The organism is Bradyrhizobium sp. ISRA430 (genome assembly GCF_029909975.1).
Taxonomy (GTDB): Bacteria; Pseudomonadota; Alphaproteobacteria; order Rhizobiales; family Xanthobacteraceae; genus Bradyrhizobium.
In genome coordinates, this window is sequence record NZ_CP094516.1 from 1,460,637 (window position 1) to 1,474,535 (window position 13,899).

The window sequence follows — 13,899 nt, forward strand, 5'->3', positions numbered from 1 at the left end:
GCGAAGGAGCAATGCGGCGCGTCACGTTACCGATTCTGCTGTTGGTCGGGCGTCAGCCCGGCCGGGTCCATCGCCGCCGCGACGGAACCGAGAACGCGGCAAACCGTTCAGTGGACGCGGATGATGTGCGGACGGCCGAGATCGATCAGGCCCTGCACGGCGGACAGACGATCGTCCAGGGCCGCGATGGTCAGGAGCAGATTGTTGCGCCGCTCATCGAGAAGGCCGATCTCGGCGCCGGACAATTTCGTGTTTGCCCGCTGCTTACGGATATCTTCGAGCGACTTGTGCAGCCCGGCAATCAGGCCGGTGAGTTGCTTGGCCTCCTTGGCCATCGAACGCTTCGCGACATTTTGGCGGCGCGTCTCCGCTTGGCTCTGTCTCATCGTCATCCTCCCGTGCCCCGCTGCCCCGAGTGGATGACTACATCTTTGGGTAGAAATATTTCGATCGATGAAAACTGTCCACGAAGAACTGTCTTAAATTGTAGGCGCCTTGCTTCCAGCCAAAGGAAAAGCCCGGCGCGAGCGCCGGGCTTTTGGATAGGCCTAATGCTTCTGATGGCCGCCAGGTCCGCCGCCCGGCGCGCCGCCGCCATGCGGTGCGGCATTGATATGCGGCGCACCACCACCACCGCCGCCACCGGCATGCGGCATCGCGGGCGCAGCCGCGCGCGGCGCCGGCATCTGCTGTGCACGCGCGTTCATCGGCGAGCCGTGGCTCACATTAGGCTGCGCCATATGCGGAGCTGGGCGGGCCGCAGGTGCGGCTGACACACGCGGAGCCTCGTGGCCGCGCGCCATCGGCTGCACACGAGCAGCGGCGCGACCCGCAGCCTGCTCATGCGTCGTCATGCGCGCTTGCGCGGCGTTCGGGTTACGACCCTGCACGGTGGCCCGCTCGTGAGCGAAACGCTCGCCACGGCGGATGCCGGCGCGCTCGTTCGCGATCGCCGCGCTGCCCCTTGCGGTCGCAATGCCTCGCCTCTCGATGCCGGCACCGCGCCTCGCGGTCGTTGCCTCGCGCGTCGCGACCGCGGCGTTGCGGCGCGCCGCGGCGGCATCGCGACCGGAGATCGCGGCGTTGCCTCTGACAGTTGTGCCGGTGCGTCCGAGTGCGATCGCGGCGTCGCGCGTCGCGGCACGACCGATGCGGGCCGCGCGCGGATCGAGCGTTACCCGCGTCGCGAAACGCTCGTGCGAGGTCCAGTAGTTATTCCAGTAGGCGTGGCGGCGATACCAGGGCCGCCCCGCGTAGTAGCTCGACCAGTACGAGCTCAGCACGAAGGGAACGACGGGCACGTCGATCTCGTCGGCAAAGTCGGGAAGATAGACGTAGTGATTCCGGTAGAGGTATTCGAGATATTGCGACGATACCCAGCCGCGATCATCGGAGAAGCTCACGTCGCACCAGGCATTGCCTCTCAGGCAGCCATGGATGTTGACGCGGGTGCCCCCAGGGATGCGATCGACCAGGGGAAAGCCCGATCCCGGCCCGGCGCGCAGTCCGGTCGAGACGGTGACGATGCCCGGCGCGGCCAACGCGGCCGTCGGTGCGAGCAGCAATGCGGCAAGCAAAACACTCTTGAGTCTCATGGCGTGTTCCTCCTCTGAAGTCGGAACGTCCAAGCGGAACGAGCGTTCCGCGCGCTGTCGTTGTATCCGCCAAAAGATCGATGCGCGCGGTATGCGTGCCGCGCGCGGGTTCAATATTCATCCGCCGTTCATGGACGAAGCAAACGACAGCGACGCCACCTGTCAGTGCGCTTGCAACATGAAGGCGTCGAAGTACGACGCAAGCTCGGCAAAGCCGTCGAGCGGCAGTACATGCGCGACGTACTGGTCCGGCCGCACCACGACCATGCAGCCCGCCTTGCGATCGATACCGCGCATGGCAAAAACGTCGTGGCCGCTCTTGAGGTCGGCACAGAACATCTTCTCGTAGTCGATCAGGCCGTAGCGGCTCTTGCGCGGAAGAAGCAGCGCGGGCATGGCCCCGATCGCGAGGTCGCGGTGATCCTGTTGAAACACCGCACGCAGATCGATCACGGCATCGATGTCGGCACCCGCCGGCGTAAACTTGCGGACCGGCGACTCCGGCGCCTCCATCAGGAAGCTGCACAACGCACGAATGGCAGAGCCGACCGCAGCCGGATCTTCAGCGCGCGAAAACGCATAGATGCGGAAACGGCCATCCGCCCGCGCCGCATGGCCGAGATGAACCGGCTTTGCGTCGGCAAGGCGGATCACCGGCGCGGAGTGGAAGCGCTTGCCGATGACGAGACCTTCGGCGAGGTTCTGGTGGGACGTCGCGCCGGTGATGATCGACGGACGGTAATGCGTCGCGGTTCCGGCCGTGTAACGACCGTGCCTCACGAAATAGTCTTGCGTCTCGGCCGCATCGGCCCCGCCGGCCTTGGCCGCCGAAGCGAGAATGCCCGCCCATTCGCGATCGAAATCGATGAGCTCTTTCGCGACAGCCTGACGTTCTGCCGAGTAGGAGTGCAACAGCGATGGAGCGCATTGCTTTCCGAGGACCGCGGCAAGCTTCCAGCCGAGATTGAAGGCATCCTGCATCGAGACGTTCATGCCTTGCCCCGCCTTGGGACTATGGGTGTGGCAGGCATCGCCGGCGATGAAGACGCGCGGCAGGCGCGTCGTAACCTCGGCCTCCGGCACGTCGTCGAACTTGTCGGTGAGGCGCTGACCGATCTCGTAGACCGACCACCAGGCGATCTCCTTCACCTCGAGCTTGTGCGGATTGAGGATCCGCTGCGCCTTGGCGATCACGTCGTCGGCGGTGATGTTGCGGTTGGCAACGCGTTCGCCGACATCGAGCTTGGCAAGCTCGACATAGATGCGAACCATGTAGCCGCCTTCACGCGGAATGATGAGAAGGCTGCCGTCCTTGGCCGACTGAATCAGCGCCTTGAAGCGAATGTCCGGAAAATCGGTCACCGCCAGGACGTCCATGACACCCCAGGCGTGGTTGGCGGAATCGCCGTGCAGCTCGCGGCCGATCGATTTGCGCACCGTGCTGCGCGCCCCGTCGCAACCGACGACGTAGCGCGCCCTGATCGTCTCGACCTCGCCTTCGTGCTCGGAATCGACCCGGGCAAGACGGACGGTCACCGCGTGGTCGGCGGCACCGGCGGCAGGATCGACCTGAAGGTCGAGCAGACGCCGGCTGTAATAGGGCTCGAGCTTAGCCGGCGATTTGCGCATGACGTCGAGAAAGCCGTCGTGCACGCGCGCCTGGTTCAGGATGACGTGCGGGAATTCCGACAACCCATCCTCGACGTCCTGCACCCTGCCGCTACGGACGATGGTTTCCGAGGTCCGCGCGTCCGGCTTCCAGAACGTCGTCTCGTTGACCCAATAGGCTTCCTTCAGCACACGCTCGCTGAAACCGTAGGCGTGAAACATTTCCATGGTGCGGCAGGCAATGCCGTCGGCCTGGCCGACCAGCAGCCGGCCCGGTTTCTGCTCGACGATGCAGGTCTTGATGTCAGGGAATTGGGCGAGCTGGGCGGCGAGCGTCAGGCCGGCCGGACCACACCCGACGATGAGCACATCGACCTCTGACGGAACGGCTCCTGCTGCGCCCGGGGGCTGAACGCGCTCGGCGGGATCGGCGATTTCGGGATCGCCCGGCTGAAATCCATTGAGATGGAATTGCATGAGCACTTCTCCCGGTCACGTTCTGTTTGGATATTGCTCAGTATGCTGACTATCAGTATACTTGTCAACGATCCACCCTTCCCCGCGCTGAGGAGAATTCGGTGAAAGACAACAATGACATGCCCGGGCATCTGGCGCGCCGGTTCCAGCAGATTGCCGTGGCGGTGTTCCTGGCCGAAGTCGAGGATGCCGGCTTCGACCTGACGCCGGTGCAATACGCGGCGCTCGCGACCATCAAGGCCAATCCGGGGCTCGACCAGGTGACCCTGGCCGGACTGATCGCCTATGACCGTACCACGATCACCGGTGTGGTCGACCGCCTCGTGCAGAAAGGTCTCGCCGAGCGCCGCGCCTCTAGCCGTGACCGCCGTGCACGCGAGCTCGAGATTACCGACGAGGGCCGCCGCACCCTGCGCAAGATCACGCCCGCCGTCGAATCCGCGCAGCGCATCATGCTGCGCGGCCTCACCGCCAAGGAGGGCGAGGAGCTGATGCGGCTCTTGCGCAAGGCCATCGCCGCCGGAAACGACCTCAGCCGCGCGCCGCTGCGCGACGTGCAGGCATAGCCCGTATTCTGACCGTATTTGTCGCAGGGTCGCGAAACCAGGAGCTAACCTTCGGCTGCTAGCGTCGGCGCTATTCGGCGCTTAGCGCGCGATTAACTTTGCTGGTCGGGGGCTTTCGATGTTCAGGTTCGTCATTGCTGCCGCGGCGGTCGCGCTCGCGACCGGCCCTGCGTTCGCCAACGGCCATGGCGGCGGTGACGCCCCTCCGCCGCCGAAGCCCGAGACGACGACTGCGCCGGCTCGCGTCGTTCTGACCAAGCAAGGCCCCAAGCTCGTCGATCTTAAGGGCATGACGCTTTACTATTACGAGCGCGATACGAGCGGCAAGTCGTCGAGCTGCGACGGCAAATGCACCGAGAGCTGGACGCCACTGGCCGCGCCCACCGACGCCAAGGCTATCGGCGACTTCACCGTCATCACACGCAATGACGGTAGCAAGATGTGGGCCTATCGCTATCGCCCGCTCTACACCTCGCCTGCCGACAAAACGCCGGGCGATACCAACGGCAACGCAACAACCCTGCAGTGGCGCATAGCGCGGCCAGAGCAGTAAGGCGCGAAATCAAACCACACGCGGTCTCAATGCCGTGAAGGGCTTACGATCTTCACATGCGCCGTGGAGTCAGCAGAGGCGTAATTCACCTCCGGATTCCAGTGCAACGCCATGTAAAGGACCATTCCGGCCAGGATCGATCCATAAAAGCCGAGCGTGGCCAATCGCCACTTCCGCGCAATCCGGCGGTCGCTTTCATTCAATTGATAAAGGAATTTCTGCATGATGCCTCCAATGGCAACGAGCCATTGAGACATAGCGCAGCGGGTACGAATCCGCTGTGAAGCAATTCACCTTTTTTGGTTCCAACAGGCGCCTATTTGGTCCGCGCATTCGGCGATAACGGGCTGAATGTCGGCGCGTCCGCGCTCGCCTGGAGCGGCCTGATTTCCTGTTTCACCAGGACGGGCTTGGTCGTGAACCAGAGCGCCGCCACTGCCGCGATCAGCAGACCTGCGCCGAGCGCCGCAAGCTCCTTCACGATCCCTCCTCGGCAGTCAGTTGCTGAGGATCACGCCGTGCTGGCGTCGCGACGGATGATCGGCACCGACGAGTGTGTTGGAATCGGTTGCGATCACGGCCTCCGGCAACGGCAAGGGCTCGATGCCGGCGAAGCGTCGGTAGAGTGCGCCCATCACGGCCGCGCAGAACGCAGCCGGCACCAACAGGACGGTGAGGAGCGGCACCATGAGCGCGAGCAGCAGCATGCATGCGAACGCTATCGCGGCTCCGATCGCCGCATATTCCCAGGCACGGCACCGGCCCATCGCCCGCGCGATGTGATGCACGCAAAGCATGAAGATGGTCGACGGGATCACCGTGACGACCAGCATTGTCAGGAAGGTCTGTGCCGGGATCACGGCCGCGAAGATGTGCGCGGTGCTCTTGTCCTCGAAGCCGTGCATGAGCAGCGGCAGCAGGGTGTAGGGCAGAATCGTTGCCAGCGTCGCAGGCATGACTGCGGCGATCGCTATCCCTGCGATCGAGGTGCGGACCTGGACCGGGCCGTCGAACACGAGCGGTGCAGCCAGGCATTCCGACCCACCCGCGGCGGCTTCACCGGACGCGACGCGCGCTGCGCCCGCGACCGGGCTCAGGCCGGCAAACTGGCCGTAGAGAAATCCGCCGATCATTCCGGCGATCGTCGGCAGCAGTCCAATCGTCACGACCGTGCCGTCGCCCGGCGCTGCAAGCTGAATGTGATTGCGCATCGCAATGCCGCAGCTCACGGCCGCCATGACGCCGCCCATGAGACCGTAAGCGAGCCGGCTCGAGATCGTCCACTGCCGCAGCATGATATGACCGGCAAACAGCAGGGCCGCGTTCATGGCCATGCGCCCGGCATAGAACGCGACGATCTGATCCGGTGCCGGCACGCCGGCGGGATCCGTCACCTGTCCGCCGGCAATCGCGAACACCATCAGCACGGCTTCCACGATAGCGAGCGGAATCAGCGCAGCGAACAGCGCACGCGGAGAATTCTTGACGAGATACATGCGAGCAACCCCTTGCGGGCTGCACGCTAGACGCGAAGTATTACAGACGCCGCAAGAGAATGACTAAAATTGTCCGCAAACGCTGGGCGCTCCTGACGACGCGCTCACCCGCGCCAGCTCGCTCCCGTCTCCGCTTGCGCGCTCTGCCCGGGCGGCAGCACCACCACCGTTGAGCCGAGCTTCACCCGGTCGAACAAATCGATCACGTCCTCATTGCGCATCCGGATGCAGCCCGACGAGATCGCCTGCCCGATATATTCAGGCTGGTTGGTGCCATGGATACGGTAGAGCGTGTCCTTGTTACCGGCGTAGAGATAGAGCGCCCGCGCGCCAAGCGGATTGGCTGGGCCGCCTGCAACGCGCGACGGATACGGCCCGAGGCGCGCCTGAATTTCAGGTGTCGGAATCCAGTCCGGCCACTCCGCCATCCGGCCGACCCGCGCCACGCCGGAAAACGCCATGGCTTCTTCGCCGACTGCAACGCCGTAGCGGATCGCCTTACCGTTCGGCAGCACGTAATAGAGATAACGCGCGTTCGTATCGACCAGGATCGTTCCGGGCTGCTCCTTGCGGGAGTAGTCGACGATGTGGCGGAGATATTGCTCAGGCACGTTCGCCTGCGCGTAAGGTGTGTGCGCCAGCAACTGCCGGTCGCGCGGCGTCATGCTCGCATCGGTCGATGGCGAAAGGGTCGCTTGCATGCAGCCGCCGAGCGGAAGCAAGGCAGCAACGAAAAGAGCGATTAAGGATCTTGGCACCGCCTGCCCCCCTAGCGGATCAATTAACGCCCCCAGCAGCACTAGATGCCGCCCAAATCGTGCTGAAAAGAAGGCAGCATGGAACACGTCCGCGTGTTTTTTGCCCCGGGTTCCATCACCGCAAACGGCGGGAGACCGCCGCACTGTCTCCATCCCGCCGCCTTGCTTTGGTCAAACCCGACTGGACTCGTGCGCATCAGGGCTTGGGGTGGCTGGACTCAATCAATCGGCTCGCGCAAATGCGGACGACCAAGGCTTCAACGACAAGGCTGCAAAGGAGCTGCGATGCTCGCGACGCTGAACAGCAAGCAAATCGTCGATGAAATCGTGAAGGACACGATCAAGGACAACGATCCCCACGATGCGCTGCAGATTTCGCCCGACGTGATTATGGCCTCGCGTCCCGGCAACGACGCGCCGACCTTGGCCCCGGAGGTTGCGAAGACGCCGGAGGCTGCGAGCCGTCCGGAGCCCAAGATCACTCCCAAGATCAACTTGGCCGCCGCAGCACTGGCGGCAGCGCCGTCCGTCGATACGGCCGTTCGCGCGGCCGCCGGCGATCTGCCGAACAGGCGTAAGCGATCGTCCGTCAGCAAATGGCTCGGTGGCGCGTTCGTCACGTTGCTGTTTGCCGCGGGCAGCGCCGCGGCCACCGTCGCCTGGGAAAAGCACGGGGATACCGCAATACAGATGATCGCCGAATGGGTGCCCGCGCTGACGTCCTCGCTCACGTCTGCGACGCCTCAGGCGACGCCGGCAGTTGCTGAGCAAGCCGCACAACCCGTTCCTCAGGCGCCAGCGGACCAGGTCGCCGATCAGCCGGCAACACCGCCCACTGTCGAGACGACGCCACCGGCAGCTCAGGCGACGCCGCCCGCAGCTCAAGCAACGCCGCCTGCGGCTCAGAACAGCACTGCGGCAGCCGCGCCTGATCCAGTGCAATCGGCGCAAGCGATGACGCGCGACATCGCCGCGATGGCGCAGCAGATCGAGCAACTCAAGACAAACATTGCCGAGCTGAAGGCTGGACAGGAGCAGATGGCGCGCGAAATGGCGAAGGCAACCGCGCCGAAGCCGGCCGAGGCGAAGCCCGCCGAGCCGCCGCGTGCAAGAGTCTCCGCACTGCCGGCGCGGCCAGCAGCAGTGCCACCGGTGCGCAGGCCGAAGCCGGTCGCGACACCGGCCTACGTGCCGACATATGCGCCCGCGCCTCCGCCGCCATCGCAAGCCGCCGCCGTTCCGCCGCCGTCAGTCGCACCCATGTCTTCGCAGGCCGTCGCTGACGATGACGGACCTGTCGTGCGTCCGCCGATGCCGGTGCGCTGAACTAACACGCGCGCGACTCAAACGCCAAGGCACGCATGTGCATGCGTGCGCACGACGCTGACCGAGTCGATGTGACGGTTTAAGTCCGGACGACTACGGTGACCGATATTGCGGTCGCCTGTGAAAGAGAAAAGGCCGTCGGGATCTATGCCGCCGGCCTTCTCTTGCAACTGCCGGTTCCCGGAGCCCGGTTCTGTTGCAATTCCATGGCGTGATCATCGCGCCGACATGTTTAATAAAATCTTAACTCACTCACATGTTGCACATGATTTTTGCGCCATAAGCACAGAGATTGCGCGCGAGCTTCATTCGGGAAAGATCGACTCAGTGGTACCATCCGAGCCGGGTTGAGACGTGTCGTGACACAGGGGGATTTAAGATGCCCTACTACTATTTCGACCTTGTGGTTGGTGAAGAGTTCAAGAACCAGGGCAGTATCATCCTCGAAGATCTCGAGGTGGCATCTGATCGCGCCGATCAATTGGCGTGCGAGTTGTCGCAGGTGAAGCCCGAGCTCCAGAAGAAGGGTTGCTCGGTGCGCGTCACCGATCGCGATCACAAGGAACTTTATCGTACTCCGCTCGATCCGGTGCCGGCCTGGCGACGCTAGCTAGGCGTCCAGAATCGGCGCCTCGAACCAGTTCGTCAGCGACAGTCCGCCATCGACCACGATGGCAGCGCCGGTGACGTAGCCTGATACCTTGTTCGACAGCACTGCCAGCGCCATCGGCGCAAGATCTTCGGCTTGACCAAGCCGACCGAGCGGGATGTGTCTTGCGAGCGAGGCATCCGCCACGAAGCCGCCGGCCGCGATGGCGCCGGGCACCAGCGCGTTGACGCGGATGTTGTGGCGACCGAAGCTTTTGGCCAGCTCCCGGACGAGCATCGCCATTCCAGCCTTCGCCGTCGAATAATGCGGCAAGTTGCGCGGCGTGCCCGCGTGCAGAGAGGTGAGGAACAGGAACGAACCCGCACGCTTGGCAATGATGAGCCGTTTGGCGATTTCGCGCGCCAGATGAAATCCAGCATCGAGATTGACGGCGTGCATCTCCTGCCAGGTCTTGCGATCGACGGCGAAGGCGTGATCGGCCTCGCGCCGCGGTGGGGATGCACTGTGGACGAAGTGCGTCACCTCGCCCAATGCTGCTAAGGCCGCGGCAAGGAGCGCATCGCAAGCTTGTAAATTGGCGAGATCGCCGACCCATGGCACCGCGAGGTCAGGCCTGCTGCTCGCGCCGATTGCGGCAGTCACCCGCTCCGCGCTGACGTCGGCAAACACGGTACGCACGCCCTCGCCGACCAGGGCCAAGGCGATCGCACGGCCGATGCCGTTACCCGCGCCGGTGACGACCGCCGTGTCATGGACGGGATCAAATGGCGTGCTCAAGAGGCTCATGTCGCTCTCCCTGACCAGGATGACGTTCACGATAGCGTAGCGCCTGGACGGTCGACAATTACGCCCCGGCACCATTGCGGATCGCGGCCATGGACGCTAGCCTTCCCGGAAAATCGGGGAGGTACCAAGGATGCGCTATGGTTTTCTGATCGCGGGCCTGTTGCTGATCGCAGCGCCGGCCCAGGCTGAGCCGCGGTCGGTCTATGTGACGATGGTCTTGCAGGCCTTCGCGGCCAAGGTCGAATGTCCCAACACCGATGTGGTCTATCAGGACCTGGTGCAGAAGGCGCAGCAGATGCACCTTCCCGATGACACCACCGAGAAGGTGCGCAAGGCGATTGCCTACATGCACACCGGCGGCAAGATGGGCGAGAAGCAGGACGACGCGCTCATGTCGGAAGTGGCGGTGGCGACCCAGAGCACCGATCTCGACCAGCGCCGTCTCGGCCTGCCGGGCTGGTGCGAGGCCCAAAAGGCCAATCTCGCCGGCTTCATCCGCAGCAAGAGCTAGCGGGCCGGCGACGCAGCTCGAGGTATTTGTGAACCTCAGGCCCTTCTCTCGCGTCCAATCCTCGAGCTGAGGACAACGCGCGAGGGGCCATGCCCGCGAGTCATATGCATTGGAAGCGCCGGACAGCGGCGCTTGCGGCGCTCGTGGCCGCGAATTTGGCGCTGCCCGCGCTTGCCGCGACCGCGGACAAGCCTGTCGCGGGCCGGCAGGTGCGGCTTTCCGCAGGGAACGTGGAGCGCCCTGCCTGCTCATCCGCCGCCACTATCTCCTCGGCACGGACAAGCCCTCGCGTCGTCTCGGCATCTTCCTGATCGTGGGCCGCGCAAAGGGGCTGATCTTGATGCTGAAGGATTCCAAGCTCAAGCTGCCGGAAGGCGAAGCCCTCGAGGCGACGCTGAAGATCGCCGATGAGCCGTTCGGCGCGTTCTCCGCGCAGGTCGAGGGATCCGATGAAATCGGCATCTTCCCGCAGCATGACGCTGTACTGGCTGCAGCAATCGAGAAGGGTTCAGTGGTGGCTGTGAAGGCCAAGGTGGTCGAGGACAATTACGAGTTTTCGGTGCATCCGGGCGTCATCGGCTGGCTGCGCGCCTGCGCCCGCCGCAACGAGATGGCCATCGAACCCGCTGGGCAGTGAACGTTCGCGCCAGGGTTAAGCATGCCGCCACGGAACCGCCACATCGGCAAACAATCGTCACAATCCTCGCCAGCATGCGGGCATCTTCGAACAGGAGAACCTCATGCGGATTGTTCATGCCGTTCTTGTCGGCGCGTTCGCCGCCGCGGTGCTGACGGTGCCGTCGCTGGCGAGGAATTCCGAGGCCCAAAAGGGCGAGGATAAGGCAGCCACGTCAACTTGCAGCGCCTATCAGCAGGCGCCGGACGGATCGTGGGAGCAGCTTCCCTGCAAGGAGACGGGCGAGCGCGGCCAAGCGCAAACTCAGCACCGAACTCCGGCGCAAGGGACCGATCGCGAGGAGCGCTGAGCGCGTTCGCAGTTTCCGCGAGTCAGCTCTGATGCGGCCCGCGCATGATCTTCATGGCATCGACGATGTGACGCCATTCCTTGGCTTCCTCCGCCTCGCCGCGGCCCTCGCAGGCCTGCGCCTGTTCCGCCGCCTTTGCAATCGCAGCGAAGCCGTGCTGTTCCAGCATCTGCCGCGCGACGGTGTGGACCTGGACCTCGGACATCATGGGCACTCTCCCGTATGGCGAAGCCGCGGTGATCGCTCTGTTCTCCCCGCGGGTTCCTCACAACGATTGAGGCACCGGTCCCGTTCCGCCCGACGCCGATCACATCGGCAGGCCCAGGAATTTGAACGGCGCGGCTTCGTGGAAGCTGGCTGTGGCATCGCCGGCATAGGTGTGGTCCTGGTCGGGACCGAGATCGAGCTTTTTCACCTTGCCGCCTTGGGGCGAGAAATCGATCTTCTGAAGGTCGACCCAGAACGTGTTCGGCGTCAGCGCGGATTCGAAGAAATAGAGCTTTCGTTGCTGATCGGCGACCGTGCGCCAGCGCGTCGAGGAGATGTTCGGCTCGTTCGGCGTTGTGATGCCGAAGGGAACCGAGACGTTACGGATGACGCTGAAGACGCTCGCGACCGCGCGGTTGGGATTCTCGTCCTTCGGGATCGCGTTGACGTAGAATTTCGCGCGCGAGAAACGATCCGACGCACGGTTCGTGCCGGGCATGAACACAGTACCGCCGATTTGCTCCCAATAGGCGTTGAGCGCGAGTTGCTCGTCGAACACCGGCGAATTGGTCATTACCTGATACTTGCGATCGTGATGGATGACCTGCTTGCCGCCAATGTATTCGACGATGGCGCTATCGCCGGTCGCATCCGAGATCGACAGATGCAGCGTCGCAAGCCGCTTCTCACCCGGCACGTTGTCGGTGACGATGATGAACGGCTCCTTCGCGAGCGCATCGACTGGCTCTTGCACCGTCGCGAAATTGTCCAGCATATATTGCGCCCAGGCTGCGATCGTCAGCCCCGGCCTGCTCTGGTCGAACTTTGGATATTCTGACTCCACGAGCCACAGCACGTTGGCGACGAGGCCCGCCTCGTTCAGCCCATCGGTCGTCGAGATGTCGTAGCCCGAGGCGATCACGCTGCCGTATTTCGACGTCCATTTCAGCGAATTCGGCCCGACCTCGCCGTTGCGCGCCATGCCGCGCGGGAAGATCCACAAATTGGTCGCGACGTCGCTCCTCCAGTCCATCGTCCGTGCGGTGATCACCTGGCCATTGACCCCGTGATAGACCAGACGCGTGCAGGCCGATGCGACCGCGGGCGTGGCCGCAAGCAGCGCGGCGAGGCCAGCCGACAATGCGCGCTGGCGAACGAAGTGTCTCTGCAGCATGGCGAATACCCATTCGACAAGCTGAGAGCGCAACATGGCTTGATGGCAATCTAGCGGCGAAGCCGGATATGAAGGCAGCCCGCTGCGGCCAGCGGACTGCCTGTCTTCCACCCCAAAGTCAGACGACCCCGGCCGGACCCCTATCCGACCGCCCGTTTGCGTTCGATGTCGTTGGGCACCTCGATGTCGACCTCGAGCGTCGACACTTCGTCGCCGCGCTCGAGCCGCACGATCACCTTGGTCGGATCGAGCGTAACGTGTTTCGACACAACGGCGAGAATTTCCTCGCGCAGCACGCCGAGCAGATCGGGTTGGCCGCGCAGTCCACGCTCATGCGCAAGCAGGATCTGCAACCGTTCGCGGGCGACGGGAGCGGAAGCCTTGTTGCCGCGGAGAAGCCGAAGGAGACCCATGCTCATGCAGCCCTCCGTCGCAGCAGGCGGTCCATCAGACCTCTGCGCTCGGCCGGAACGTGCATCGCAACGTTCTCGCCGCAGAGGCGCTTGGCCGCGTCGATATAGGCGCGCGCCGGGGCACCGTCGGTATTCGCCAGCGTCACGGGCGTGCCGACGTTGGATGCCTTCAGAACGTCCTGGCTCTCCGGGATGATGCCGAGCAGCGGCGTCGCCAGGATCTCGAGGATGTCGTCGATGCTGAGCATCTCGCCGCGCGAAGCGCGCGAGGAATCGTAGCGCGTGATCAGGATGTGCTTGGTGACGCGCTCACCCTTCTCGGCTCGCACCGTCTTGGAATCGAGCATGCCGATGATACGGTCGGAGTCGCGCACCGAGGAGACCTCGGGATTGGTGACGATCACCGCCTCGTCGGCAAACCGCATCGCCATGGAGGCGCCGCGCTCGATGCCGGCCGGGCTGTCGCAGATCACCCAGTCGAACCGGCTGCGCAAATCGGCGATGACGTTGCCCACGCCTTGCTCGGTCAGCGCGTCCTTGTCGCGGGTTTGCGAGGCCGGCAGCAGCCAGAGATTTTCCAACCGTTTGTCGCGAATCAGTGCTTGCGGCAGTTTGGCGACGCCCTGCACCACGTTGATGAGGTCGAACACGACGCGGCGTTCGGCGCCCATCACGAGGTCGAGATTGCGCAAGCCGACGTCGAAGTCGACGACAACGACCTTGTCGCCGCGTTGCGCCAGTGCGGCGCCCAGCGCGGCGGTCGTCGTGGTCTTGCCGACCCCGCCCTTGCCTGATGTCACGACCAGTACCTTACTCATCTGAAATGTCTCCTT

At 64.0% G+C, this 13,899-nt stretch carries 19 protein-coding genes; 7 read left to right on the top strand and 12 right to left on the bottom strand.

From position 1 onward, the window contains the following. Window positions 1-107: 107 nt before the first annotated feature. From MTX21_RS07480 to MTX21_RS07490, 3 genes are all read right to left on the bottom strand, one after another. Window positions 108-386 (bottom strand): hypothetical protein, encoded by a 279-nt coding sequence (locus MTX21_RS07480; RefSeq protein ID WP_280964175.1) that lies wholly within the window; start codon window positions 384-386, stop codon window positions 108-110. A gap of 162 nt (window positions 387-548) precedes the next feature. Beyond that, window positions 549-1,595: an SH3 domain-containing protein gene (locus MTX21_RS07485; RefSeq protein ID WP_280964176.1), complete on the bottom strand. Its 1,047-nt coding sequence runs from the start codon at window positions 1,593-1,595 to the stop codon at window positions 549-551. A gap of 162 nt (window positions 1,596-1,757) precedes the next feature. Then, complete coding sequence (locus tag MTX21_RS07490) at window positions 1,758-3,680, bottom strand: FAD-binding monooxygenase (RefSeq protein ID WP_280964177.1); 1,923 nt, start codon at window positions 3,678-3,680, stop codon at window positions 1,758-1,760. Between the two features lie 101 nt (window positions 3,681-3,781). Between MTX21_RS07490 and MTX21_RS07495 the strand changes: the two genes are divergently transcribed. Together MTX21_RS07495 and MTX21_RS07500 are read left to right on the top strand one after the other, a co-directional pair. Continuing rightward, window positions 3,782-4,246: a MarR family winged helix-turn-helix transcriptional regulator gene (locus MTX21_RS07495; RefSeq protein WP_280964178.1), complete on the top strand. Its 465-nt coding sequence runs from the start codon at window positions 3,782-3,784 to the stop codon at window positions 4,244-4,246. 118 nt (window positions 4,247-4,364) lie between these two features. After that, on the top strand, window positions 4,365-4,799 hold the full coding sequence (locus tag MTX21_RS07500) for a hypothetical protein (RefSeq protein WP_280964179.1): 435 nt from the start codon (window positions 4,365-4,367) through the stop codon (window positions 4,797-4,799). Window positions 4,800-4,825: 26 nt separating this feature from the next. Here the strand turns inward: MTX21_RS07500 and MTX21_RS07505 are convergent, their stop codons facing one another. The 4 genes from MTX21_RS07505 to MTX21_RS07520 all read right to left on the bottom strand — a co-directional run bounded on the left by MTX21_RS07505 (window position 4,826) and on the right by MTX21_RS07520 (window position 7,053). Then, entirely contained in the window at window positions 4,826-5,023 is a 198-nt protein-coding gene (locus tag MTX21_RS07505; RefSeq protein ID WP_280964180.1) for a hypothetical protein, read from the bottom strand. 92 nt (window positions 5,024-5,115) lie between these two features. Next, a complete protein-coding gene (locus tag MTX21_RS07510; protein ID WP_280964181.1) occupies window positions 5,116-5,280 on the bottom strand; it encodes a hypothetical protein in 165 nt (54 codons plus the stop codon). 16 nt (window positions 5,281-5,296) lie between these two features. Next, window positions 5,297-6,295: a hypothetical protein gene (locus MTX21_RS07515; RefSeq protein ID WP_280964182.1), complete on the bottom strand. Its 999-nt coding sequence runs from the start codon at window positions 6,293-6,295 to the stop codon at window positions 5,297-5,299. A gap of 104 nt (window positions 6,296-6,399) precedes the next feature. Then, window positions 6,400-7,053 (bottom strand): L,D-transpeptidase, encoded by a 654-nt coding sequence (locus tag MTX21_RS07520; RefSeq protein ID WP_280964183.1) that lies wholly within the window; start codon window positions 7,051-7,053, stop codon window positions 6,400-6,402. Between the two features lie 285 nt (window positions 7,054-7,338). Here MTX21_RS07520 and MTX21_RS07525 point away from each other — a divergent pair, with 285 nt between their 5' ends. Then, window positions 7,339-8,379, top strand: coding sequence for a hypothetical protein (locus MTX21_RS07525; RefSeq protein WP_280964184.1), 1,041 nt, complete (start codon window positions 7,339-7,341; stop codon window positions 8,377-8,379). 379 nt (window positions 8,380-8,758) lie between these two features. Then, complete coding sequence (locus MTX21_RS07530; protein ID WP_280964185.1) at window positions 8,759-8,989, top strand: hypothetical protein; 231 nt, start codon at window positions 8,759-8,761, stop codon at window positions 8,987-8,989. On the opposite strand, the gene MTX21_RS07535 is transcribed toward MTX21_RS07530, so the two are convergent. Continuing rightward, a complete protein-coding gene (locus MTX21_RS07535; protein WP_280964186.1) occupies window positions 8,990-9,775 on the bottom strand; it encodes an SDR family oxidoreductase in 786 nt (261 codons plus the stop codon). A 130-nt stretch (window positions 9,776-9,905) separates the two neighbouring features. Between MTX21_RS07535 and MTX21_RS07540 the strand changes: the two genes are divergently transcribed. The 3 genes from MTX21_RS07540 to MTX21_RS07550 all read left to right on the top strand — a co-directional run bounded on the left by MTX21_RS07540 (window position 9,906) and on the right by MTX21_RS07550 (window position 11,272). After that, entirely contained in the window at window positions 9,906-10,286 is a 381-nt protein-coding gene (locus MTX21_RS07540; RefSeq protein ID WP_280964187.1) for a hypothetical protein, read from the top strand. A 109-nt stretch (window positions 10,287-10,395) separates the two neighbouring features. Beyond that, a complete protein-coding gene (locus MTX21_RS07545) occupies window positions 10,396-10,923 on the top strand; it encodes a hypothetical protein (protein WP_280964188.1) in 528 nt (175 codons plus the stop codon). Window positions 10,924-11,026: 103 nt separating this feature from the next. Then, window positions 11,027-11,272: a hypothetical protein gene (locus MTX21_RS07550; RefSeq protein ID WP_280964189.1), complete on the top strand. Its 246-nt coding sequence runs from the start codon at window positions 11,027-11,029 to the stop codon at window positions 11,270-11,272. A gap of 22 nt (window positions 11,273-11,294) precedes the next feature. Here the strand turns inward: MTX21_RS07550 and MTX21_RS07555 are convergent, their stop codons facing one another. The 4 genes from MTX21_RS07555 to minD all read right to left on the bottom strand — a co-directional run bounded on the left by MTX21_RS07555 (window position 11,295) and on the right by minD (window position 13,884). Next, complete coding sequence (locus MTX21_RS07555; protein WP_027572193.1) at window positions 11,295-11,480, bottom strand: hypothetical protein; 186 nt, start codon at window positions 11,478-11,480, stop codon at window positions 11,295-11,297. Between the two features lie 99 nt (window positions 11,481-11,579). Further along, window positions 11,580-12,653 carry a linear amide C-N hydrolase gene (locus tag MTX21_RS07560; RefSeq protein ID WP_280964190.1) on the bottom strand — a complete coding sequence of 358 codons (1,074 nt, stop codon included), beginning with the start codon at window positions 12,651-12,653 and terminating at the stop codon, window positions 11,580-11,582. A gap of 140 nt (window positions 12,654-12,793) precedes the next feature. After that, entirely contained in the window at window positions 12,794-13,072 is a 279-nt protein-coding gene (gene minE / locus MTX21_RS07565; protein WP_280964191.1) for a cell division topological specificity factor MinE, read from the bottom strand. Beyond that, window positions 13,069-13,884 (bottom strand): septum site-determining protein MinD, encoded by an 816-nt coding sequence (gene minD, locus MTX21_RS07570; RefSeq protein WP_280964192.1) that lies wholly within the window; start codon window positions 13,882-13,884, stop codon window positions 13,069-13,071. Before minD ends, minE begins: the two co-directional genes overlap by 4 nt. Window positions 13,885-13,899: the final 15 nt, after the last annotated feature.